This is a genomic window from Paraburkholderia haematera (assembly GCF_905220975.1).
GTDB classification, from domain to species: Bacteria; Pseudomonadota; Gammaproteobacteria; order Burkholderiales; family Burkholderiaceae; genus Paraburkholderia; species Paraburkholderia haematera.
The window spans coordinates 95,752-117,794 of the sequence record NZ_CAJNBK010000014.1 but is presented as its reverse complement, the minus strand read 5'-3'; the positions used below and the strand labels follow the sequence as shown (position 1 = coordinate 117,794).

The 22,043-nt window shown below is 63.5% G+C and carries 20 protein-coding genes; 16 read left to right on the top strand and 4 right to left on the bottom strand.

The features are described 5' to 3' along the window. Window position 1: 1 nt before the first annotated feature. Entirely contained in the window at window positions 2-1,696 is a 1,695-nt protein-coding gene (locus KHO23_RS22665) for an ATP-binding domain-containing protein (protein ID WP_211613464.1), read from the bottom strand. 149 nt (window positions 1,697-1,845) lie between these two features. Here KHO23_RS22665 and KHO23_RS22660 point away from each other — a divergent pair, with 149 nt between their 5' ends. The 3 genes from KHO23_RS22660 (at window position 1,846) to KHO23_RS22650 (ending at window position 3,796) form a co-directional block, all read left to right on the top strand. Beyond that, window positions 1,846-2,472 (top strand): glutathione S-transferase family protein, encoded by a 627-nt coding sequence (locus tag KHO23_RS22660; RefSeq protein ID WP_211613463.1) that lies wholly within the window; start codon window positions 1,846-1,848, stop codon window positions 2,470-2,472. A gap of 21 nt (window positions 2,473-2,493) precedes the next feature. Continuing rightward, window positions 2,494-3,120: a glutathione S-transferase N-terminal domain-containing protein gene (locus KHO23_RS22655; protein ID WP_211613462.1), complete on the top strand. Its 627-nt coding sequence runs from the start codon at window positions 2,494-2,496 to the stop codon at window positions 3,118-3,120. Window positions 3,121-3,217: 97 nt separating this feature from the next. Then, the gene (locus tag KHO23_RS22650; protein ID WP_211613461.1) at window positions 3,218-3,796 is read left to right on the top strand and encodes a Fur family transcriptional regulator; all 579 of its coding nucleotides are present in this window, start codon (window positions 3,218-3,220) and stop codon (window positions 3,794-3,796) included. 121 nt (window positions 3,797-3,917) lie between these two features. Here the strand turns inward: KHO23_RS22650 and KHO23_RS22645 are convergent, their stop codons facing one another. After that, window positions 3,918-4,430: a response regulator gene (locus KHO23_RS22645; protein WP_211613460.1), complete on the bottom strand. Its 513-nt coding sequence runs from the start codon at window positions 4,428-4,430 to the stop codon at window positions 3,918-3,920. Window positions 4,431-4,905: 475 nt separating this feature from the next. Here KHO23_RS22645 and KHO23_RS22640 point away from each other — a divergent pair, with 475 nt between their 5' ends. Then, window positions 4,906-5,628, top strand: coding sequence for a ribonuclease activity regulator RraA (locus KHO23_RS22640; RefSeq protein WP_211613496.1), 723 nt, complete (start codon window positions 4,906-4,908; stop codon window positions 5,626-5,628). 12 nt (window positions 5,629-5,640) lie between these two features. Here KHO23_RS22640 and KHO23_RS22635 read toward each other — a convergent pair whose 3' ends face one another. Further along, window positions 5,641-6,411 carry a TetR/AcrR family transcriptional regulator gene (locus KHO23_RS22635; protein WP_211613459.1) on the bottom strand — a complete coding sequence of 257 codons (771 nt, stop codon included), beginning with the start codon at window positions 6,409-6,411 and terminating at the stop codon, window positions 5,641-5,643. 75 nt (window positions 6,412-6,486) lie between these two features. Between KHO23_RS22635 and KHO23_RS22630 the strand changes: the two genes are divergently transcribed. From KHO23_RS22630 to KHO23_RS22620, 3 genes are all read left to right on the top strand, one after another. Beyond that, window positions 6,487-8,046 (top strand): MDR family MFS transporter, encoded by a 1,560-nt coding sequence (locus KHO23_RS22630; RefSeq protein WP_211613458.1) that lies wholly within the window; start codon window positions 6,487-6,489, stop codon window positions 8,044-8,046. A 442-nt stretch (window positions 8,047-8,488) separates the two neighbouring features. Next, window positions 8,489-9,556, top strand: a complete 1,068-nt coding sequence (locus KHO23_RS22625) for a hypothetical protein (RefSeq protein ID WP_211613457.1) — start codon at window positions 8,489-8,491, stop codon at window positions 9,554-9,556. A gap of 199 nt (window positions 9,557-9,755) precedes the next feature. Beyond that, complete coding sequence (locus KHO23_RS22620; protein ID WP_211613456.1) at window positions 9,756-10,835, top strand: TAXI family TRAP transporter solute-binding subunit; 1,080 nt, start codon at window positions 9,756-9,758, stop codon at window positions 10,833-10,835. A 25-nt stretch (window positions 10,836-10,860) separates the two neighbouring features. Here KHO23_RS22620 and KHO23_RS22615 read toward each other — a convergent pair whose 3' ends face one another. Beyond that, window positions 10,861-12,312, bottom strand: coding sequence for an aminotransferase-like domain-containing protein (locus KHO23_RS22615; protein ID WP_211613455.1), 1,452 nt, complete (start codon window positions 12,310-12,312; stop codon window positions 10,861-10,863). Window positions 12,313-12,427: 115 nt separating this feature from the next. Between KHO23_RS22615 and KHO23_RS22610 the strand changes: the two genes are divergently transcribed. The 9 genes from KHO23_RS22610 to KHO23_RS22570 all read left to right on the top strand — a co-directional run bounded on the left by KHO23_RS22610 (window position 12,428) and on the right by KHO23_RS22570 (window position 22,026). Beyond that, window positions 12,428-13,315 (top strand): DMT family transporter, encoded by an 888-nt coding sequence (locus tag KHO23_RS22610; RefSeq protein ID WP_211613454.1) that lies wholly within the window; start codon window positions 12,428-12,430, stop codon window positions 13,313-13,315. Window positions 13,316-13,424: 109 nt separating this feature from the next. Continuing rightward, a complete protein-coding gene (gene sapR, locus KHO23_RS22605; protein ID WP_211613453.1) occupies window positions 13,425-14,330 on the top strand; it encodes a sap1 transcriptional regulator SapR in 906 nt (301 codons plus the stop codon). Window positions 14,331-14,457: 127 nt separating this feature from the next. Next, complete coding sequence (locus KHO23_RS22600) at window positions 14,458-14,772, top strand: hypothetical protein (RefSeq protein WP_211613452.1); 315 nt, start codon at window positions 14,458-14,460, stop codon at window positions 14,770-14,772. A gap of 271 nt (window positions 14,773-15,043) precedes the next feature. Next, window positions 15,044-15,655, top strand: a complete 612-nt coding sequence (locus KHO23_RS22595; RefSeq protein WP_211613451.1) for a GNAT family N-acetyltransferase — start codon at window positions 15,044-15,046, stop codon at window positions 15,653-15,655. Window positions 15,656-15,864: 209 nt separating this feature from the next. Further along, window positions 15,865-16,686, top strand: coding sequence for a MerR family transcriptional regulator (locus tag KHO23_RS22590; RefSeq protein WP_236066956.1), 822 nt, complete (start codon window positions 15,865-15,867; stop codon window positions 16,684-16,686). A 196-nt stretch (window positions 16,687-16,882) separates the two neighbouring features. Next, the gene (locus tag KHO23_RS22585; protein ID WP_211613449.1) at window positions 16,883-17,884 is read left to right on the top strand and encodes a sulfonate ABC transporter substrate-binding protein; all 1,002 of its coding nucleotides are present in this window, start codon (window positions 16,883-16,885) and stop codon (window positions 17,882-17,884) included. A gap of 399 nt (window positions 17,885-18,283) precedes the next feature. Continuing rightward, a complete protein-coding gene (locus tag KHO23_RS22580) occupies window positions 18,284-19,183 on the top strand; it encodes a mechanosensitive ion channel family protein (protein WP_211613448.1) in 900 nt (299 codons plus the stop codon). Window positions 19,184-19,444: 261 nt separating this feature from the next. Further along, window positions 19,445-21,070 (top strand): flavin-containing monooxygenase, encoded by a 1,626-nt coding sequence (locus KHO23_RS22575; protein WP_211613447.1) that lies wholly within the window; start codon window positions 19,445-19,447, stop codon window positions 21,068-21,070. Window positions 21,071-21,117: 47 nt separating this feature from the next. Continuing rightward, the gene (locus KHO23_RS22570; protein ID WP_211613446.1) at window positions 21,118-22,026 is read left to right on the top strand and encodes an SDR family NAD(P)-dependent oxidoreductase; all 909 of its coding nucleotides are present in this window, start codon (window positions 21,118-21,120) and stop codon (window positions 22,024-22,026) included. The last annotated feature ends 17 nt before the right edge of the window (window positions 22,027-22,043 follow it).

Here is a 22,043-nt window from a genome sequence, read left to right as displayed (position 1 = left end):
GCTAGGCTTCTTTCGCCTCCCGGACCTTTTCCATCTCTTTACCGTCACGCAAATTCAGTTGCCGCGCGGCCCGCTGCGAGGCGACGATGATCAGCTTCATCGTCGCACGCGTAGCGCCGACGAACAGTTTGCGCGCAATACGCTCGTCGAACGACTCGAAGTCGAGTTCGGTGAGAATCACGCAAGGCGCGGCCTGCCCCTTGAAGCGATAGATCGACTCGAACAGCACGTCGCCTTCGCGGTACGCCGGGTTGCCAAACAAATCGTATTGACCCGTAAAACTGCGCAACCGGTGCGGGCCAAGATGATCCTGCGCGGACATCGCCGAGCCTTCGCGACCGCGAAACGAGAGCACCGCGATGTCCTGTTTGCGAAAGCCGAGTGACAACGCCTGCGTGATCGCCCGCTTGGTGGCCTCGATGCTGCCTTCGGCGGCATTCGCTTCGTCGTAGACAGAGAGCGAAATATCGGAGCCGTCGAACGGACTGCCCGACGCCAGACCCGCCGCGACCGGCACTGAAGCGCCCACCACGTCGCGCACATAATCGAGAATGTCGCGCGGACTGCGGTAGTTGGTGGTTTCTTTCAGTGTGGTCCAGCCGGACAGTTCGACCGGCTCGCGCATATACAGATTCTGCAGCGGATCTTCGAGCCACCACCACGCGGCGCCCGGCCGCAACAGGCGCTCGAGAGCGGCCACCCACGGCTGCTGGAAATCCTGCCCTTCGTCGACGATCAGCACGTCGTATTGCCAGCGTGCGTCGATCGGCGTGTCGGCGAAAGTCGTTTCGAGCCGGTCGAACACGTCGCCGGACTGAAAATCCGGCTCGCGACCCGCGTCGCGCGCAATCCAGTCGCACAACTGGTGATAGTTCGCCACCTTCGCTTCAGGTGGCGCCACCCGCGCGATGTGATCCGCCAGCGGCCGGTTGAAACACACATACAAAGGCCGCTGCCCGCGCGCCACCGCGTCTTTCATCACCTGCACCGCGAGTTGTGTTTTGCCAGAGCCGGCCGTGCCGATCACGCGCAGCCGGAACGGCGAAAACTCGATCCGCCGCGCCCAGGTCGCAAGACCGCCCGCCAGACGCGTGACGAGCGTGCCGGCCTGGCCGACCAGCGCGCTGGCGTCGGGCGTGAGGGCAAGTTCGTCGGCGAGAAAGTGGTGGATTTTCGGGGCGCAGGCAAGGCGCGCTTCGTCGGCCGGCAACGCTTCGCGAATGATCGCGGCAAGCCGGTCCTTACGCGTCGCGTCGACGATCCGCGCGGGATTGACGCCGGCAATTGCCGCGTCCTTGACAATGTGGTCCGGGCAATACAGCAGTTCTTCGATGAAATAGGTGCCCGCGCCGAACGCCGCGGTGAAGCGCCGGTGCAGCGTTTCGACGGTGTGCGCAAGCGCGATCGCCACGTTGCGTTCCGTCTGAAGATAAACCTTGACGAGTCCTTTCGGCGTTTCGCGCAGAAAACCGGTTTTCTGTTCGACAATCATCACGCGCCCGGCCGGGCTGACGATCACAAAATCGGCTTCGCCGAACACCGAAAAGTTCTGGTTCAGGCGGGTCCAGTGCACGCCGTGATAGACGGTGTAGCCATCAGGAAGCGCGTCTTCCAGCAACGCGAGGGTTTCGCGTTCGCGTGCCGCCGCGCCGGTGGCGGCGAGGCTCTTCCAGTCGTCGGGGACAATGCGGGCCATGCGGTGCCTCGTCGTATTCGGGTGCGCTCATTGTACGCAACGCCCGCGCGTTGCCGGCACGCAAACCCATGCCATCGTGTATCGTTACTGGCTGAACGCCGCGCGCCGCGCACGGCCTGCCAACCGTCATGTAAAAAAGGATTTGCCGGATGATTACGATCTGGGGACGCACCAACTCGGTCAACGTACAAAAAGTCTTGTGGTGTTGCGACGAACTGGTGCTGCCATATGAGCGCATCGACGCGGGCCTGCAATTCGGCCGCAACAACGAGCCCGACTATCTGGCCATGAACCCTACGGCCAAGATTCCGACCCTGGTCGACGACGACTTCGTGCTGTGGGAATCGAACTCGATCCTGCGCTATCTGGCGCTGCAATACGGCGAATCGAGCCTCCTGTATCCGCCCGAGCCGAGACTGCGCTCCAGCATCGACCGCTGGCTCGACTGGTCGCTCACCACGCTGCAACCCGCGGAACGACCCGTGTTCTGGGCCCTCGTTCGCACGCCCGCCGCCGAGCGCGACACGGCCAAGCTCGCCAGCGACTTCGCCGCGGTCACGTTGCTGTGGCGCCTGCTGGATAACCATCTGCAAGGCCGCTTCTTCCTCGAAGGCGAGAAGTTCACGCTCGCCGATATCGTGATCGGCGCGTACGCGAAACGCTGGTTCGGGCTGGACGGCGTCGAACGTCCCCCGCTGCCGAATCTGGAGCGCTGGTATTCGCGCATTGCGACACGCCCGGGTTTCAGGAAATACGTCGATTTTCCGCTGACTTGACCTATCCGGCGGCCATTCGACATGACAATCACGCTTTACGCATGGGGCACGCCGAACGGCCGCAAGGTCAGCGTCGCGCTCGAAGAAATGGAACTGCCGTACACCGTCCAACCGGTCAACATTGGCCGTGGGGACCAGTTCCAGCCTGATTTTCTGCACATCAGCCCAAACAACAAGATTCCTGCAATCGTCGATATGGACGGACCGGACGGTCAGCCGATCAGCGTATTCGAGTCGGGCGCGGTGCTGCTGTATCTTGCGGAAAAGACGGGCAAATTCTTGCCGAAGACGCTGCGCGAACGCGTCCCGGTGCTCGAGTGGCTGATGTGGCAAATGGGCGGTTTCGGACCGATACCGGGTCAGGTGCACCACTTCGCCGCGCTCGAGTCGGTCACCGACCGAGCCTATGGTCTCAAGCGCTATTCGGATGAGACCCACCGCCTGTACGGCGTGCTAGACCGGCGCCTCGCGCAAACGGAGTTCGTGGCGGGGGAATTGTCGGTGGCGGATTTCGCGATTCTGGGCTGGGCGTGGCGTCACGAACGGCACAAAGTCGACCTGGCCACCTACCCGAACGTGCAACGCTGGTACGCGGCGCTGTTCGCGCGGCCCGGCGTGCAGCGCGGCTTTGCGGTAAAGCTGGATTGAGGCCGGCAACCTCATGCCTCGCGGCTGCGCCCAGCCGCGACCGGCACGCGCACCGCACGGCGGCACAGCAAAGCACGATGGCCTTTATAATCGACGCATGAAGACCGCCAAGCCCGCCGCTACCGCCGACAAAACCACCCTTGCCGCTTCCGCTCATCATCACGAGCCGGGGCACGCGCATGGTGAGCACGGTGGATCGCAGGAATCCGCACTGACTCTCGCGGAAGAATATTGCCGCGAACGCGGCGAAAAACTCACGCCAATCCGCCGCAAAGTGCTCGAATTGCTGCTTAATTCCGGGCGCGCCACCAAGGCGTATTCGTTGCTGGACGACATGCGCCAGATCCATCCCGGCTCGGCACCGCCCACGGTTTACCGGGCGCTCGACTTTCTGCTCTCGGCAGGACTTGTCCACCGCATCGAATCGATCAATGCGTTCACGGTCTGCCACGACCTGACGCAATGCCAGCACGGCATTCTGGTGGTCTGCCAGCAATGCGGCAACGTCACCGAACTGCATCAGCCCAAGCTGCGCCAGGCGCTCGTCGCGCAAATCGAAGACTCGGGTTACCGCCTTGCCAGCGATGAAATCGAATTGAAGGGATTGTGCGCCGCCTGCCAGGCAGCGGAGGCGGCCAGCGCCGGTGCCGCAACACCGGTTGCCGCCGTCAAATAACAGCAGCGCCGGCAATCGGATCTTGAACCTGATTGCTGTTTATTGCGCCGCGCGAAAGCTTGCCGCCAAAGATGCGGCGGCAAGAGGCAGCCACCCGGCCGCCACCCGCCTGCGAAACCGCTCAGCCCGCCGCGCGCGCGTCGATCGCGTCGTGCAATAGCGTCACGAGGTCTTCCGGCAAAGCCGGTTTGGTCATGAAATGCTGGAAGCCTTCGCCGATGCTGCGCAAGCGGTAAGCGTCGTCGGTATGGCCCGTGAGCGCCACGGCGACCGAAGGCGCGTGGTCGCCGCGAATCTCGTGATCGCGCAGCCGCTGGATCAGATAAAAGCCGTCCATGGCCGGCAATTCGAGGTCGCACACCACGGCGTCAGGCAACAGCCGCAGCGCCGCTTCGACACCCTCTTCCGCATCCGCCACTGCGACGACATGCGCGCCTTCCGCCTCGAGTAACAAGGCTAGTGATTCCCGGCTATCCGGGTCGTCCTCGACGAGCACGATCGTGGCCTGATCGAGTCTCAATGCTCCGTTCATGTGCTGTTGTTGCTCTAAAAAACCGGTTGGGCCGTCAGACGCGGCCAACATATCGTCCTGCTGTTTGCCGCGAAGTTGCGCGGCTGCGGTATTGCTGCTCATGGTTCCGACTCGATTTGATGCGTCGAGTTGCATGCAGGCCCGCGATTGTAAAACATGGCCCTGGCGCAACGCGTGCGCACAGTAACGCGCCAAAATTGCACGCGGATGAAAAACCGGCCCTCGGCGCCGTTGCTCCGGCAGACAGATGCCGATATCCGATTCGCCGTGACCACTGACAGAAACCCGTGTGCACCGCCCTGTACGCGAGGCGTGTGCTCTGAACATTCATGCTCTTTGCGACACCGGCGCGCTTGCGTTTCACGCGCGGCGGCCACCTCCACGCTTCAGGTAGCATGCCGCGTGCCTCGGCGCTATTCGTCAGGTGTGCCGGCATGGTTGCGCGGGCCTGCTTCACGATCCAAGGCGGCGCTATCATCGGGTGCGCGAAACCGCCGTGGCTGCGTTCAGCCGCTGCGACGCAGCACGGCAGATGAACGCCATCTCCCCGCCCCCAAACCTGAGGCCGCCCGACACCATGTCCGATCTCGACTCCGCCACGCTTGAAACACTCCGTCATGTCAGCACCGCCACGCTGACCACCCAGTTGTTCAAGCGCGGCTTGCGCAATACGTTCATGCAGGGTGTCGCGCCGCTCGCCGCGCACAGTGGCGCGAATCTGGTCGGCCCGGCATTCACGCTGCGCAATATTCCCTCGCGCGAAGATATCGACGTGCTCGAACTCTTTGCCGATCCCGAGTACGCGCAGCGCAAATGTGTCGAAACTATTCCTGCCGGCCATGTGCTCGTGCAGGATTGCCGCGGCGAGCGCGGCAGCGCCTCGTTCGGTTCGATCCTCTCGCAACGGTTGCAGGTGCGTGGCGTGGCGGGCATGGTCTCCGACGGTCCGGTACGCGACAGCACGACGATAGCCGCGCTCGGCATGCCGGTGTTTTGCGCCGGGGCAAGCGCGCCGCCGAATCTGATCCGGCACCATGCGGTGGATATCAATGTGCCGATCGGCTGCGGCGGCGTAGCCGTGTTTCCGGGCGACGTGATCGTGGGCGATGCGGACGGCGTGGTGGTGATCCCGCTGAAAATGGCAGCCGAAGTTGCACAGGCCGCGGCCGAACAGGAGCAACTCGAAGCGTTTCTCACTGAGCGTATTCGCGACGGCGCTGCCTTGCCGGGCACCTATCCGCCTAACGAGAAAACGAAGGCCGCGTACGAGGCGTGGCGGCAGAAACGTCATTCTGAATGAGTGGGTTGGGGGTCAGTCCGCTTTGCCCGGACCGATGCCCTGCACTAGCAAGGCCACCGCATGCCGGGCGATCTCCGCGCCGCCGATCTTGCGCCGCACGGGGTCGTTACGCCACAGCTTCGAGGTGGCCAGCGGCAGAATCGTCAGGCCCAGCAGGGTGACGAATACCAGCGACGGCTCCAGCCCCGCATTCAGGCGCCCTTCCTTTTGCCAGCGCGCGATGGACGACAGCGACGCCTTCTGAGGCGCGTCGCCGAACCGCTCATGCATGCGCTGGCGCAGCAGGCCGCCGTCGCTGATCACTTCACGCACCCACAGCGAAGGAAACCACGGGTTGTCGCTCGCCACCTGCACCAAACGCTGCGCAAGCTGCGTGATTGCCGTTATCGGGTCGTCGGGATGTTCCTGGAACGGCAGGCCGATCGCCGCGCGTAACGGAACGAAACGCTCGTCGATCAGCACGTCGAGCAATTGATCGCGCGTCTTGAAGTAGTAATGCATCATCGCCGGCGTGAAACCCGCCTCGCGGGCAATCTCCCCGAGCGTCGTGTCGACGATGCCCTGCCGCGCGAACAAGGCGAGCGCGGCGTCCAGCAGGCGGCTGCGTTGCTCCGTGCCGCCCGCGGAACCCGAAGGCCTGCCGGGGCGCCGTGCGGGTGCCGCCTTCGCTGATTCGCCCACGGCGGCCGACGCCGCCGGCTTCGCAAGCTTTCGTGCCTTCACGGCGGCCGTACTGCGCGGTGTGCGTTTCACTTCGTGTTCATCTGACGGAATCCTTGCCATTGCATTCAATTTGACGAGTGACGCGATGTCGCCTATATTAATCTCCGAATTAATTAATTTCAACATCGTGGTGCCATGGATCAATTGACAACGACTCAACCCGCCGGGCCCTTGCAGTCGGACGTGCAGTCGGGCGTGCAGCCAGCCGTGCAGGCTGGCGCGCAGGCGAGCGATCACCCGCCGATCCGCCTCCTGTTTCCGGCGTTGCTGCTGGTCATGCTGCTCGCCGCGCTCGATCAGACGATTGTCTCGACCGCGCTGCCGACCATCGTCGGCGAACTCGGCGGACTCAACAATCTCTCATGGGTCGTGACCGCCTACCTGCTCAGCTCGACCATCGTCGTGCCGCTGTATGGCAAATTCGGCGACCTGTTCGGCCGCAAAATCGTGCTGCAGACGGCGATCATCGTATTTCTCGTCGGCTCCGTGCTGTGCGGCATCGCGCAGGACATGACCCAGCTGATCGTGCTGCGCGCGCTGCAAGGACTTGGCGGCGGCGGTCTGCTGGTCGTGACGATGGCCGCCATCGCGGACGTGATTCCGCCGGCTGAACGCGGCCGCTACCAGGGGGTATTCGGCGGCGTGTTCGGTCTCGCCACGGTGATCGGCCCTCTGCTCGGCGGCTTTCTTGTCGAGCATCTGTCATGGCGCTGGATTTTCTACATCAACCTGCCGCTCGGCATCATTTCGCTGGCCGTGATCGGCGCGGTCTTCAAACCGCACGTGCGGCACGTGAAGCACACGATCGACTACATGGGCGCTGTGTTTCTCGCCGGCGCACTCACCTGCATCATCCTGTTCACGAGCCAGGGTGGCACGATCCTGCCGTGGTCGTCGCCACAGTTGTGGTTCACGTTAGGGATGGGGCTCGTGGCGATCTGGGGTTTCATTCACGAAGAGCGCACCGCCGTCGAACCGATCATGCCGCTCGAGCTCTTTAAACAGCGCACGTTTTTGCTGAGCAGTCTGATCGGCTTCATCATCGGCGTGTCGATGTTCGGCTCGGTCACCTTCCTGCCGCTCTATTTGCAAGTAGTCAAAGGCTCGACACCTTCGAAAGCCGGCATGCAAATGCTGCCGATGATGGGCGGCCTGTTCGTGATGTCGATGGTGACGGGCCGTTTGATCAGCAGGATCGGCAAGTACCGCATGTTCCCGATCGCCGGCACGTTCCTCGTGGCCTTGGCCATGCTGCTGCTCGCGCGCCTGCAGATCAGCACGCCGATTTATGTGATGTATATCGACATGGGCATTCTCGGCTGCGGCCTTGGCATGGTGATGCAGGTGCTGATTCTCGCCGTGCAGAATACGGTCGAGTTCAAGCACATGGGCGTCGCCACGTCAGGCGCGACGCTGTTCCGTTCGATCGGCGGCTCGATCGGCGTGGCCGGTTTCGGCGCGGTGTTTTCGAATGGCCTCGCCGCGCGCCTGGAAAAACTGATTCCGCCCGACACCGAATTGCCGCACGCGCTCGGGCCGGCGACCATTCACCAGTTGCCGCAAGCGTTGCGCGACGATTATCTGCAGGCGTTTGCCGGCGCGTTGCACACGGTGTATCTGTCGGCGACCTGCGTGGTCGTGCTGGCCTTCGCGCTCGCATGGCTTCTGAAGGATCACCCGCTGCGCAAGCACTGATTCCGTATCGCGCTTGCTGCAAGCGTTTTCTGCAAGCGCTTGATGACGAGGTCGAACGCCGCGGGCTTCGACCTCGTTCTGTTTTCATCGCCCCCCGCGTTTTACCGCTTCCGTTCCGCCGATCCCGCCGCCTTGCGCTAGCCTCCTTGCCATGACCGCGCAGGCGGCGTGAAAAAAACGATCCGCCTCTTCGTTCTCACGACATATGAAGTGTTTCGTCGTACCTACAAATGTTCTTTTTCTGCGCCTGAGGTAGGTGAGAACGTCGATTGACGTTCTCACCGAAACGCCACATATTGCAAGCAGCGGCACTGCAAGCGAGGACTTGCGTCCCTAGGCTCTCCAGCGCATGTGGATCGTGATTTCCGCGGACATTCCTCCTGCCTCAACACGATCTGGAGCATGCCGTAACGACGTTGTTTTCCACAGGTGGGTCCACAGTATGTCCACCCAGACAATACTCGGCCATAGTTTCCCTATGCCCTGCAAACGCTGTGGCGGCGCCCTGTATCGGCAAGTCGACTATTGTCCATATTGCGGCGCGGTGCATCCACTCGAAGCGGGCCCACACAAGCGCACTGTGATTCCCGGCAGCCGCGCCAGCGCTAGCGCGACGAGCAAGACGGCGCAGAAAAGCGATTTCGATCCGGCACAGCCGGGCGAATCCGAGTTCACCGCGCAGACCGCGCAGACCTCGTTCAGCGACGAAGCCGCCCCTGTCGAACCTCCGATGCAACTGCCCGTACTCGCGTCGCTTCCTCCGCGCACCGATCCGCCACTTTCCGCCGATCCGCCGCACGCTCAAGGCCTCACTGCTCTCCCGCTGCGCTGGGTGCTGCTCGCGATCGCGGCCATTGGCGCAATCGGACTAGCGTATGTCGCGTATGCACTATTCAGCGAAAATCGCGAATCGCAGAACGGCAACGCCGAGCAGACCGCAGACACCGTCCAGGACGCAAGAACGGCAACCGGCACAATTGCGCTCTACGCACCGGCTCAGTCGACGAAACCGGCGACAGCGAGTAAGCCCACCGCCCCTGCCAGTCCAGTGAAGGCCGCGCCGGCGACACCCTCTACGCCCATTGTGGCGCCGTTGGCCGCGGCCCCAGTGAAACCGGCAACGCCGCAGTTCCGCGATGCCGCGCAGGCGCTGCAGGCAGCGCGTCTCGCCTTCCGCGCCAACGATCTGTCCGCTGCACAAGCGGCGCTCGGCGCGGCGCAAACGCTGCAACCCGCCAATAGCGACGCGCAAAGCCTGCAGACGGAATTGAAGCCGCTCGCCGCGCGCCGCGACGCCGCATTGCAGGCAGCGCAAGCGTGTGCGGCACAGCAGTCGTGGAACTGCGCACGTCAGCACGCCAACGAGGCGCTCGCGATCGACACCGGCAACGACACCGCGAAAACGATCCTCGAACGCGTGATTCGCGAGACAGGCTGGGCGCCGCTCAAACCGCATGCCGCGATAGACAGTCCGGTCAACGATAGATCGTTTGGATACCGAATTTCATAGCAGCGCGCAGGACCGGTTTTACTGGCTGACTGCCCGAATCACGGCGCGCGATTGCACTGCCACCGCGTGCACTCTGAGCGGCAACAGACGGACATGGCACGCGCAGCGGATTGAACATCAGGGAGCAAGCCGGCTCACCGGCGCTTCGCGCGTGCCGGCGCGAGAAGCTGTTCAACCCTGACCGATAGGAAGGTAGACCATGCTGAAGAGACTTCTGGCGGGATGGCTGGGGCTGCTGCTGATGATCGTGTCTTCGATGGCCGGCGCCGAGCCTGCGCACTACAAGATCGTCACCGGTCCGGAACGGGGCACGTATATTCAGATCGGCCAGGATCTGTCGAAATGGGTTGCGCAGCCGGCGGGCATCGATCTGGACGTGGTGGCGTCGAAAGGCTCGGCCGAGAATGTGCAGCGCATGCGCTTCGAGCCGGGCGTGAAACTCGCGCTGGTGCAGTCCGACGTGTATCAGGCTTACATCGACATGGCCAATGCGGGCAATGCCGACGCAGGCACGGCAATCCGGCCGCTACGGCTCATCATGCCGCTCTACGACGAGGAAATTAACGTCGTGGTGCGCGCGGACTCGCCGATGAAAACCTTCGCCGACATCAAGGACAAGAGCATCAGCGTGGGGCTGATCGGCAGCGGCACCGCTCAATCGGCCACGACCCTCTATCACCTGATGTTCGGCCAGGCTATTCCCGAGCAGAACATCCAGCATCTGAGTAACGAAGACGCGCTGGCCGCGTTGATCGTCAAGAAGGTGGATGTTGCGATCATCGTGGTCGGGCAGCCGGCGAAACTGTTTACCGACATGAACCCTGAACTGCTGCAACAGATCCGCCCTCTGAGGGTTGATCCCAACGCGCCCGAAACCGCTCGTGCGAAGCAAACGTATTTTCCCGCGACGCTCCGCGCGACCAGCTATCCGAACTGGCTGAAAGAAGACGTCCCTACGCTGACCGTGAAGGCCTTTCTCGTTACCTACGATTACGGTCTGCGCGATACCGTCGGCAATCTGAATCATTTTGCCGACTCGCTGTGCGCCAACTTCGACAATCTGCAGGAGCACGGGCATCCGAAGTGGAAGCAGGTGAAACTCGAATTGCCGACGCTCGTGCGCGGATGGAAATACTACGGCCCCGTGGAGAAACATTTGCGCGTGTGTATCGCGAACCGGAGCGCGGGAATCAAAGCGGCGACGGCGCAAGCCCAAGCCGCGCAGAAACCGCACGCCGCCTGCACGGATCAGGAGCGTCTGCTTCTGCTGTGCAAGTAAAGCTCGCGCGGCGAGGAGCGCGCGCTCAGGCGTGCTCTTTCGCCGTGGCCGACACATCCATCGCCCGTTGCAGCGCCTCGTACACTTTCGGCCGGTTGCACTGCGACACGTTAAAGCGCAGGAAGCCGGCCGCCGATTGCGACGCACTGAACACATTGCCCGGCGCGAACACCACGCTCTCCGCTAATGCGTGACGCGCGATGTCGGCGGCGTCGAGCGCATCCGGCAAGCGCGCCCACACGAAAATGCCGGCGCGCGGCCGCGTCCACACCTCAAGGCCCGCGTAGCCCAGCCGTCTGATCGTCTCTCCCATGGCGTCCGCGAGCTTCGCGCGCATCGATTCCAGATGCCGGCGGTAGGTGCCGTCCACCAGCAGACGATGCACGACGCTCGCCGCAAGCTGGCCGTTGCCGAACGAGGTGGCCAGCTTCAGATCGACCAGCGGCTCGATCCATTCGCTGCGCGCCGCGATGTAGCCGCAGCGCACGGCCGCGGACAAGGTCTTCGAGAAACTGCCGATCGAGACCACCCGCGCGAGACCGTCGAACGCCGCGAGACGCGGTGCCGGTTCGTCCTCGAAGTCGGCGAAGATATCGTCCTCGACGATCAGCAGATTGTGCTCGCCCGCCAGCTTGAGCAGCCGATGCGCGACGGCCGGCGCAAGCGTGGCGCCGGTCGGATTGTGGATCGCGGAATTGGTCACGTAGAGCCGCGGACGGTGCTCGATCAGCGCCCGCTCGAATGCCGCCAGATCGGGCCCGGACGGCGTATAAGGCACCCCGACGATGCGGGCACGATGCGCGCGCAGCAGCGCCTGAAAGTTGAAGTAGCACGGATCGTCGATCAGCACCGTGTCGCCGGGTTCGAGCAGAAAACGGCAGACGAGATCCAGCGCATGCGTACCGCCGTCGGTCAGCACGATCTGTTCGGGCGGCGCTTCCACGCCATGCTGCGCGAGCCGCCAGGCGAGTTGCTGGCGCAGCGCGGGCAAACCGAGCGGGCTCGCATAGTCGGCGAGCGGCGACTGCGGATCGCGCGCCACGGCACGCAACGCGCGGCGCACGCCGTCTTCCGGCAGCCATGAAGGCGGCATCCAGCCGCAACCCGGCTTGAACACCTTTGCACCGGCCTCCAGCGACTGCCGCGTGAGCCACAGCGGATCGACCTCGCGATCCAGCCGCGGCCCGAGATCGGCGAGCGCGAGCGGCGGCGCATGACCCGACACGAAGAAGCCGGAACCGCGCCGCGCTACGATCACGCCTTCCGCGACCAGCCGGTCGTACGCTTCCACGACCGTCGACTTCGACACGCCGAGGGTCTCCGTCATCACCCGGATCGACGGCACGCGCGCGCCCGGCATCAGCGAACGGCTCGCGATGCGCTCGCGCAAGCTGTTCATCACCGTGCCGACCCGCGTGCCGGTTTGTGTGCCGGTTTGTGTGCCCGAGGCCGCCCGCTTGCTATCGCTTTCCGCCATCTGTACTGCTCCATGTTCGGTACAGTTTGTACGAATTGTACTGATCCATAGCTTACCCTTTGCAGCCGGAAAGCGGATGCTATGCATTCTATTTTCGATGCGCGTGGACTTTTCGATGGACAAGACAACGAACGGCTGGGTGAGCGGCATGGTGGGCGTGTTGATTTTCAGCGGCTCGCTGCCCGCCACCCGCATCGCCGTGCAGGGCCTCGATCCGGTGTTTCTGACGGTCGCCCGCGCGACCATTGCGGGCACGCTGGGTCTGTTGCTCCTGCTGGTGTTTCGCGAGGCGCGGCCCGCAAGGCGCGATCTCATTCCGCTGGTGGTGGTCGCGCTCGGCGTCGTGGTCGGCTTTCCGCTCCTGACCGCCCTCGCGCTGCGTCACGTCAACGCCGCGCACGCCGTGGTGTTCGTCGGGCTTCTGCCGCTCTCCACCGCGATCTTCGGCGTGCTGCGCGGCGGCGAGCGCCCGCAGCCGGCGTTCTGGCTGTTCTCGGCGCTCGGCAGCGGCGCGGTGGTCGCGTTCGCCTTGCGCCACGGCATCGACGCGTCGCCAATCGGCGATGCGCTGATGCTGGCGGCGATCGTCGTCTGCGGCCTCGGTTATGCCGAAGGCGCGCGGCTGTCGCGCCATCTCGGCGGCTGGCAGGTGATTTCGTGGGCGCTGGTGCTGTCGCTGCCGGTAATGCTGCCGCTCGCCTGGTGGACGCGGCCGGCCTCGTTTGAAGGCGTGAGCCATGCGGCGCTGTGGGGGCTCGCTTACGTGTCGCTCTTCAGCATGCTGATCGGCTTCGTGTTCTGGTATCGCGGACTGGCGCTCGGCGGCATCGCGGGGGTCGGGCAACTGCAGTTGCTGCAGCCGTTTTTCGGCCTGCTGCTCGCCGGCTTGCTGCTGCACGAACAGGTGCCGCCCGCGATGATCCTGGTGACCGTCGTGGTGGTGGCGTGTGTAGCGGGCGCGCGGCGCTTCTCCCGGACCGCACCGGCGCGGCCGGCAGTCTGAACGGTGCCTCGCCCGCGCGCGCTTCCTGATTTTTGGGACCGCGCGGTCGGCTGTCGGTTGAATATGTCATCATCCCGGTGATCGATCCACTACCCGCACCGCGACTACGATGCCGACCGCTTTTGCACAAACCGTCGAAGCCCGCTTTGCCGAACTCACGCCCACCTCCAAACGCGTCGCCAGTTACATGCTGGCGAATCTCGAGCGGCTCGGCCTCGAAACCGCCGACCAGATCGCCCAGCAAGCCGGCACCAGCGGCATCTCGGTGGGCCGGTTCTTACGCAGCATCGGCTACCAGAACCTCGACGACCTGAAGCGCGAACTGCGCGGCGCACAGGAGCGCCCGTGGCTGATTACCGACCGGCTCGACGCATTTCGCCGCACCTCCGGCCAGCACGACGAAGCCCCCCTCGCGGCAAGCGAGCCTCGCGCCGCCAACTCCGCTCCCAACCCGGCTCTCGCCCACTCGCTCGAACTTGAAATCGGCGCGATCCAGCATGTCTACCAGCTTGCGCAATCGCCGGTGTTCGCCCGCGTGGCCGAACGCATCTCGAATGCGGACGCTGTCTATATCCTCGGCATTCAGTCCACGCGCGGCATCAGCAACGCGTTCTACAGTTACCTCGAGTACATCCGCCCACGCGTGTTCTATTCCGACGGCATGTCGGGCTCCTATGTCGATTCGCTGAACTCCGAGTTCAAGTCACCGTATCTGATCATCACCGACACGCGCGCCTACTCGATGATCGCGCGCCGCTATTGCGAAGCCGCCACGCGCCGTGGGCTGCCCTTCGCGCTCGTCACCGATATTTACTGTCCGTGGGCACGCGAATTCGACGGCGATCTGTTGCAGGTGAAAACCGATGTCGGTCAGTTCTGGGATTCGCTGGCGCCGCTCACCTGCCTGTTCAACCTGCTGATCTCCGCGATTGTCGAACGGCTCGGGCCCGGTATCGACGAACGCGTGGCACGTAACCGCGAACTGCAAAGCGAGTTCGATCAGTTCGATCTTTGAAGCCACCTTCGCCGTACGCCAGATGACAGCGGCGCAAGCGGTCCGCCGCGCTTGATGAAGGGCGTCGAAGGAGCCAGAGGCCGCATTGCGGTATCCTCACCGGCTCGTTCAGAAGGAGAATGGATCAATGAAGTTTTCGATTTGCGTGGCGGTTGCCGCCCTGACACTGTCCGCCACCGCGTACGCCCAGACCTCGCAAACCTTTCGCTTCGGCGAAGGCCAGACCACGCTGCCGTCCGGCAATGCCCATCCGGCACCCGCGCCGGGTGCGCAGGCCCAACAGCCGCAACAGCCGCAACCGATGCAAGCCCAGCCTCAACCGCAGCCGCAATCGCAAGCCGCGGGCCATGCTCCGGCCAAGGCCCAGCCAAAGCACAAGGCAAAGCATCACCGGCATCACCGCGGGCACGTGACGCAGCCGGATACGTATTCGCATAGCTGAGCGCCGGAAAGCACACCGCGTGCATGCGTCTTCGCAACGGGAATCCGGAGCGCCCGGCACAGCCGCATGGCCGGGCACTACGCGCGACACCTCGGACGCACCGGCCACTTATGCATGCGCGGAACGTGCCATACCCCGGTCGCGCCAGTCACCTACGCATACGCCGATACCGTCAATAGATCGCGACGATTTTTGACTCGCTTCAAATTCGGGCGCGCGGCGGGCATAGTAAAACGTATCCGCAGACTCACCGGCTACGACAGGAACACGTATGAGCACCACCCGCCCCTCGCCCTCCACGCCCCATTCAGCCGACTCGGCCGCCACCCCGCCGCCCACGGCGCCTTTGATCCGCGACGCCACCGAAGCCGATCTGCCCGCGATCCAGGCGATCTACGCGCACCATGTGCTGACCGGGGTTGCTTCGTTCGAAGAAACCCCGCCTTCCGTCGACGATCTGCGCACGCGGCTCGCGTCGGTGCGCAGTCATGGGCTGCCGTACATGGTGGCCGAGATCGACGGCGAAGTCGCCGGCTATTGCTACGCGACGCCCTACCGGCCTCGCGCCGCCTATCGCAACACGATCGAAGATTCGATCTATGTGAGCGACGCGTATCGTGGACGAGGCCTGGGACGCGTGCTATTGCAAGCGCTGATCGAACGCTGCGAAACCGGACCGTGGCGCCAGATGGTCGCCGTGATTGCGGACGGCGGCAGCGGCGGTTCGCTGTCCCTGCATACGCAACTGGGTTTCGAATTGACCGGCACATTGAAGGCGGTCGGGTTCAAACACGGCCGCTGGCTCGACACCACGCTGATGCAGCGTCCCTTGGGCGTGGGCGATTCGAACGCGCCGGACGACGTGGCGCAGGGCCGCGGATAAAACGCCTGGCGTTACGCCGGCCTCAGGAATGGCGGCTTGTCGCGAGGCTCCCTTTTTCCGCCGCCTCACTCCTCAAACCGCTGCGTGGATGGGCACCCTGGCCGTGGCATTCGTGGCATTGGCCGACGCACGAACCGACGCACTAACCGACGCATAGGCCGCCGCGTTAAAATCCCCCCATGCCCAATACGCCGCCCCCCTTTCCGCCCTTGCCCGCCGACTCGAGCGTTCGGCCAAGCGACGCGCCGCCCAACGAATACACGGTCGACGAACTCGCGCGCGTCACTGACAGCACCGTGCGCAACGTGCGCGCCTATCAGGACCGCGGCCTGCTCGCACCGCCGGAAAAGCGCGGCCGGGTCGGCGTGTATGACGACACGCATGTGTCGCGTCTGAAGCTGATCAACCATCTGCTCACGCGCGGCTACACGCTCGCGAACATCCAGGACCTGATCATGGCGGTGGACGAAGGCCACGATCTGCGTTCCATCCTCGGCCTTGAGACCGCGATCGGCGGCCGCTGGTCGCGCGAACGGCCGAAAAAATACTCGCTGATCGAGCTGCTGCACATGTTCGGCGACAAAGCCTCGCCGAGCGCGCTCGGCAAAGCGGTCGATCTGGGTTTGCTGGAGCGCAACGGCCTCTCCTTCGTGTCCGGCAGCCCCACGGCGCTGGCCGCTGGCGCGACCATGGCGAAAGAAGGCATTCCGCTCGCCGACCTGCTCGACGCCGTGGGCATCGCAAGGCCGCATTTCAATGCGGTCGCCAAGGCGCTGGTCGATCTGGTGGTCCGCCAACTGGACCGCTACGACGCCGACGCGCTGCCGCCGCCCGCCGACGTGCCCGCGCTGGTCGAGGCGATCTGGCGTGTGCGGCCCCTGGCAATGGTATTGGTCGAAAGCGAAATGAACCGTGCGCTGGAAGAAGCCTCCGGCGATTATCTCGGCGACCGCGTCGCGGCGATCATGGAAAAGAAGCTGGGCCATCCGGCCGAAGGCACAGCCGCCAAGAAGAGTAAACCGAAAAAATAGTCATTCCTGCGGGCGCTCGCGGCCATCCGCGTTGCAACCCGCGTTGTAACACGCGCCGTTCCTGTCTCCGCTTATACGGGCGCTTCCATGCGCCACTTCGCGTGCGCGTCATATTCAAATCTGCATTGCTTCGTTTGATCGGCGAAACGTCCGTGCGAGGATCGTCGATCAATCGAACGCAATGGAGATTCGCCGGATGGCCCGTCATACCCGTGTTTCGCTTCACGTCGCCGCCGCGCTGCTGGCGGCGCTCACCACATTGAGCGCAACAGCTCAGAACAGCAGTAGCGGCAACGGCACCGAGCCGTCCAACGTGCTGCGCATCGGCTATCAGAAATCGGGCTTGCTCGCGGTGCTCAAGGCGCAAGGCTCGCTCGACGAAAAGCTCAAGCCGCTCGGCTACAGCATCAAGTGGTTCGAATTTCCGGCCGGCCCGCAATTGCTCGAGGCGCTGAACGCCAACAGCATCGATTTCGGCTACACCGGCGCACCGCCGCCGGTGTTCGCGCAAGCCGGCGGCGTGCATTTCGTGTACGTCGGCGCAGAGCCATCAGGGCGTCACGCCGAAGCGATTCTTGTCCGCAGCGATTCGGCGCTGCATAGCGTGGCGGAATTGAAGGGCAAGCGCGTCGCGCTGCAAAAGGGTTCGAGCGCGAACTACCTGCTGCTCGAAGCGCTGAAAAAAGCCGGCCTGCGTTACGAAGACGTTCGCCCGGTCTATCTGGCGCCCGCCGACGCGCGCGCGGCCTTCGAAAGCGGCACCGTCGATGCATGGGCGATCTGGGACCCTTACTACGCGTCCGCGCAACAGGCGTTGAACGCGCGCACGCTGGTCGATTATTCGGAACTCAACAGTCCCTATAACTTCTATGAGGCCACGCGCGACTTCGCCCAGCAGCATCCCGATGTGGTCGGCGCGATTCTCGGGCAGTTGCGCACCGCCGGCCTGTGGGTGAACGCTCATCCGGTGGAAACCGCCGCGCTGATCGCGCCGAAGGTCGGTCTCGATCAGAAGCTGGTCGAAACCTGGGTGCGCCGCTATCCGTACGGCACCACCGCCGTCACCGACGAGATCGCCCGCTCGCAGCAGGTCGTCGCCGATGCGTTTTATGGCGCGCATCTGATTCCGCAAAAGATCACCGTGAAGGACAACGTCTGGCAAAACCGCGAGGTGGCCGCGAGTCTTGCGGGAAAATAGACGTTGGTCGCCCGAAAACACAGGGCAACCCATTACTTCGTCATCCGTATCAAATAATGCATTGACGCTGCGTCAGCCAGAGGAAGAATTTCTCAGGCTGACGCCACATTTCAATGGTCACCCGTCATTCAATCCATGACGGCGCCACGTCAACACACCCTCTCACGTCGCCATTGCGCGCCGCCCGCCCTTTCGTATCCGGAAACTCAATTTGTTAAAAAGAGTGTACCGGCAGAACTTTCCATTTGCGAAACGGTCCCTTTTTTGCGCGCTTTAATCGCGTCATTCTCCGGATACCTGCCCGTCGCTCGTGTTGCGCGGACACACGGTATTCATGCTTCTTGTGAACCAGGCGGCGAACCATACGCCGTCGCTTAAAAAATCAGGACCGTCAAGGCCATGCAGAATTTACTCGCTGAGATTCACCCTGACCGGTGGACCTTCCTCTGGGACGCACTCTCCACGATCTCGATGCACCTGTGCGCGGCCGCATTGATACTGGTGGTGGGCTGGTGGGTCGCCCGCCGCGTCGCACGCTCGCTCAACCGGCTGCTCGCGCGCCAGTCGCGCATGGACGCCACGCTGCGTCCAGTCATTTGCGACACCTGCCTGTGGAGCATTCGCGTCGTCTCGATCATCGGCGCACTGTCGCAACTGGGCATTCAGACGGCGAGCATCGTCGCCGTGCTCGGCGCCGCCGGCCTCGCTATCGGTCTCGCGCTGCAGGGCACGATGCAAAACATCGCGGCCGGCATCATGCTGTTGCTGCTGCGGCCGTTCAAGGTGGGCGATTCGATTGAAGCCGGCACAGGCACCGTCGCAGGCACGGTCGAAGAAATCAGTCTGTTCACGACACGCCTCACGAAAGCTGACGGCATTTGCGAATACGTGCCGAACAGCGCGCTGTGGAGCAATTCGATCCGCAATTACAACCGCAACCCGACCCGCCGCCTCGATCTGGAAGTGGAAATCTCGGTGCGTGACGACGTCGACCAGGCGCTAGCCGCCCTGCGCAATCTCGCCGTTGCCGACCCGCGCGCGCTGCAGAAACCCGCGCCGCAGGTGATGGTGGCCCGTTTCGACGACAGCACCGTGGTGCTGAACATTCGCGTGTGGGCGAACATCGACGCGTTCTGGGACATGCGCTGGGACCTCGCTCGCCAAGTCCGTCAAACGCTCAACAACGCCCAATGCAGCTTGCCGGTTCGCACACGTGAACTGCATATCGTGCAAAGCAACGACGCCGACGAGTCTGCCGCGACTCGCGTGACTGCCGCACCTAAGGCTTCGGTGCAATAACGCGCTAAAGCTGCTGTACGGAGGGCGGGTTTTCAAAGCGAATCCGCCCTGCATTTTTCACATGACGGAATGACCTGCGCTTCCGCATCCGTCTCAAAGCCCTGCCCGGCCAGCGCCGTCGCCGCCTGGGCCTTGCGCCACAACGTTCTCCGCTCCATAGAGTTTCCCGTCTAACCCGCTGCTTGCGTCATCCGTTGACAGCCTCTATTGTTACATCACCCAATGTAACAGTTAAGAGCGAACAACAAGGAGACGGATCGGATGAACGCACGCATGATGCCCCTCGACGACGCGGCGCCCAACGCATCCGCGCCCATCGATACCGACATCGCCATCATCGGCTCCGGCTTTGCCGGCCTCGGCATGGCGATCCGCCTGCGGCAAGCCGGCATGACCGACTTCATCATCGCCGAAAAAGCCGAGTCGGTCGGCGGCACCTGGCGCGACAACCACTACCCCGGTTGCGCCTGCGACGTGCAATCCCACGTCTATTCGTTCTCTTTCGCCCCGAATCCGCGCTGGACCCGCATGTTCGCGCGTCAGCCGGAAATTCGCGCGTATCTGGAACAGTGCACGCAGAAGTTCGGCATCCAGCGCCATCTGCGCTTCGGTCATGAACTTGCCTCGGCGATCTACGACGAAACCCGCCACCGCTGGCAGTTGACGTTCGCAAACGGGCAGCAATGGTCGGCGCGCGTGCTGATCTCGGGAATGGGCGGACTCTCGCGCGCGGCCGTGCCGGACATTCCAGGCATCGAAACATTCAAGGGTAAGGCGTTCCACTCACAGCACTGGGACCATACGTATTCGCTCGAAGGCAAACGCGTCGCGGTGATCGGCACGGGAGCGAGCGCGATTCAGTTCGTGCCGCAGATCGCGCCGCGCGTCTCGCACCTGAACCTGTTCCAGCGCACGCCGCCGTGGATCATGCCGAAGGCCGACCGCGCGGTGAAGCCGTTCGAACAGTGGTTGTTCAGGCATCTGCCGTTCACGCAGAAGATCATGCGTTCGGCGCTCTACTGCATGCTCGAATCGCGGGCATTCGGCTTCGCGATTCATCCTTCGCTCATGAAGACCGCGCAGAAAGTCGCGGAGCGGCATCTGCGCCGCCAGGTGCTTAATCCGCAATTGCGCGCCACGCTCACGCCGAACTACACGATGGGCTGCAAGCGCATCCTGATCTCGAACGACTACTTCCCCGCGCTGTCGCGCCAGAACGTGTCGGTGACGACCACCGGCATCGCCCGCGTGGAAGCAGACGCGGTGATCACGACCGACGGCACGCGTCATCCTGCCGATTGCCTGATCTTCGGCACCGGCTTTCAGGTGGCCGATCCGTTTCCAGCGGGCGTGGTGCGCGGCCGCGGCGGCGTCGATATCGTCGATACGTGGCGAGACGGCGCGCATGCCTATCTCGGTACGACACTGCCTGGTTATCCGAACTTCTTCATGATTGTTGGCCCGAATACCGGCCTCGGTCACAACTCGATGGTGTTCATGATCGAGTCACAGGTCGAATACATCCTGCGTGCACTGAAGACAATGAGCGCGGAACGCGCTGACGCGATCGAAGTGCGTCCGCATGTCGAGCGTACCTACAACGAACAGATCCAGCAGAAACTCGGCCGTGCGATCTGGTCGACGGGCGGCTGCAAGAGCTGGTATCTCGATCCCAAGACCGGCAAGAACACGACACTGTGGCCGGGATTCGCTTACAAATTCCGCCAGGCGACTCGCACCTTCAGCATGGACGACTACCTCGCGTATTCGCCCACGGCGCAGCCGCTGAGCGGGCACGCGGGCTCGCAGCAGCCTGCGCATGCGCAGGCGCAGGCGCACGGCAATGCCGTTACGACGGCGGCTGCGACGTCTGCGGAAGCAACCTGAAAAACATAACGACAAGGCACCGCTCAGAGAGGACAGGAGATAAGCCAATGAAGAACTTTACCGACAGAGTGGCCGCGATCACCGGTGCAGGCTCGGGCATGGGCCGTTCGCTCGCGATCCGGCTGGCGCGCGAAGGCTGCCACCTCGCGCTCGCCGACCGCAATGGAACCAGCCTCGCCGAAACCGCGCAACTCGCGCAAGCTGCCGCGCCGCATATCGTCGGCTCGCCGCTGCGTATCACCACGCGGGTGCTCGACGTGTCGGATCGCGCCGCGATGTTCGAATGGGCCGCCGAAACGGCCGCGCAGCATCAGCGCGTGAACCTCGTGTTCAACAACGCGGGCGTGGCGCTGTCGAGCACGATCGAAGGCATGGAGTATGCGGACCTGGAGTGGATCGTCGGCATCAATTTCTGGGGTGTGGTGCACGGCACGAAGGCGTTTCTGCCATATATCAAGGCGTCGGGCGCGGGGCACATCGTCAATACGTCGAGCGTGTTTGGCCTCTTCTCGCAACCCGGCATGAGCGGCTACAACGCGACCAAATTCGCCGTGCGCGGCTTTACCGAAGCGTTGCGCCAGGAGCTCGATCTGATGAAATGCGGCGTGTCGGCGACCTGCGTGCATCCGGGCGGCATTCGCACGAGCATCGCGCAGTCGAGCCGGATCTCGTCGAACATGGTCGGCTTCATGCTGGAAAACGAACAGCAAGGCAAGGACGATTTCGAGAAGTTTTTTATCACCACCGCCGACGAAGCCGCACGCGTGATTCTCGACGGCGTGCGCAAGAACAAACGGCGTGTGTTGATCGGCCGCGATGCGCGCGCCGCCGACTGGCTGGCGCGCACGTTGCCGGCGGCCTATCAGGCGCTGGTCGTGATGCAGACGCGCCGCATGAAGCGCATTGCGGAAAAACGCGCGCGCCGCGCCGCGCAAGTGGACGGCCGGCGTGCGTGACGCCGCGTCTATCTAAC

Coding starts and splice junctions, on each gene's coding strand:
- KHO23_RS22665 (WP_211613464.1), bottom strand. CDS start 1,696: ATGGCCCGCATTGTCCCCGACGACTGGAAGAGCCTCGCCGCCACCGGC.
- KHO23_RS22660 (WP_211613463.1), top strand. CDS start 1,846: ATGATTACGATCTGGGGACGCACCAACTCGGTCAACGTACAAAAAGTC.
- KHO23_RS22655 (WP_211613462.1), top strand. CDS start 2,494: ATGACAATCACGCTTTACGCATGGGGCACGCCGAACGGCCGCAAGGTC.
- KHO23_RS22650 (WP_211613461.1), top strand. CDS start 3,218: ATGAAGACCGCCAAGCCCGCCGCTACCGCCGACAAAACCACCCTTGCC.
- KHO23_RS22645 (WP_211613460.1), bottom strand. CDS start 4,430: ATGAGCAGCAATACCGCAGCCGCGCAACTTCGCGGCAAACAGCAGGAC.
- KHO23_RS22640 (WP_211613496.1), top strand. CDS start 4,906: ATGTCCGATCTCGACTCCGCCACGCTTGAAACACTCCGTCATGTCAGC.
- KHO23_RS22635 (WP_211613459.1), bottom strand. CDS start 6,411: ATGGCAAGGATTCCGTCAGATGAACACGAAGTGAAACGCACACCGCGC.
- KHO23_RS22630 (WP_211613458.1), top strand. CDS start 6,487: ATGGATCAATTGACAACGACTCAACCCGCCGGGCCCTTGCAGTCGGAC.
- KHO23_RS22625 (WP_211613457.1), top strand. CDS start 8,489: ATGTCCACCCAGACAATACTCGGCCATAGTTTCCCTATGCCCTGCAAA.
- KHO23_RS22620 (WP_211613456.1), top strand. CDS start 9,756: ATGCTGAAGAGACTTCTGGCGGGATGGCTGGGGCTGCTGCTGATGATC.
- KHO23_RS22615 (WP_211613455.1), bottom strand. CDS start 12,312: ATGGCGGAAAGCGATAGCAAGCGGGCGGCCTCGGGCACACAAACCGGC.
- KHO23_RS22610 (WP_211613454.1), top strand. CDS start 12,428: ATGGACAAGACAACGAACGGCTGGGTGAGCGGCATGGTGGGCGTGTTG.
- sapR (WP_211613453.1), top strand. CDS start 13,425: ATGCCGACCGCTTTTGCACAAACCGTCGAAGCCCGCTTTGCCGAACTC.
- KHO23_RS22600 (WP_211613452.1), top strand. CDS start 14,458: ATGAAGTTTTCGATTTGCGTGGCGGTTGCCGCCCTGACACTGTCCGCC.
- KHO23_RS22595 (WP_211613451.1), top strand. CDS start 15,044: ATGAGCACCACCCGCCCCTCGCCCTCCACGCCCCATTCAGCCGACTCG.
- KHO23_RS22585 (WP_211613449.1), top strand. CDS start 16,883: ATGGCCCGTCATACCCGTGTTTCGCTTCACGTCGCCGCCGCGCTGCTG.
- KHO23_RS22580 (WP_211613448.1), top strand. CDS start 18,284: ATGCAGAATTTACTCGCTGAGATTCACCCTGACCGGTGGACCTTCCTC.
- KHO23_RS22575 (WP_211613447.1), top strand. CDS start 19,445: ATGAACGCACGCATGATGCCCCTCGACGACGCGGCGCCCAACGCATCC.
- KHO23_RS22570 (WP_211613446.1), top strand. CDS start 21,118: ATGAAGAACTTTACCGACAGAGTGGCCGCGATCACCGGTGCAGGCTCG.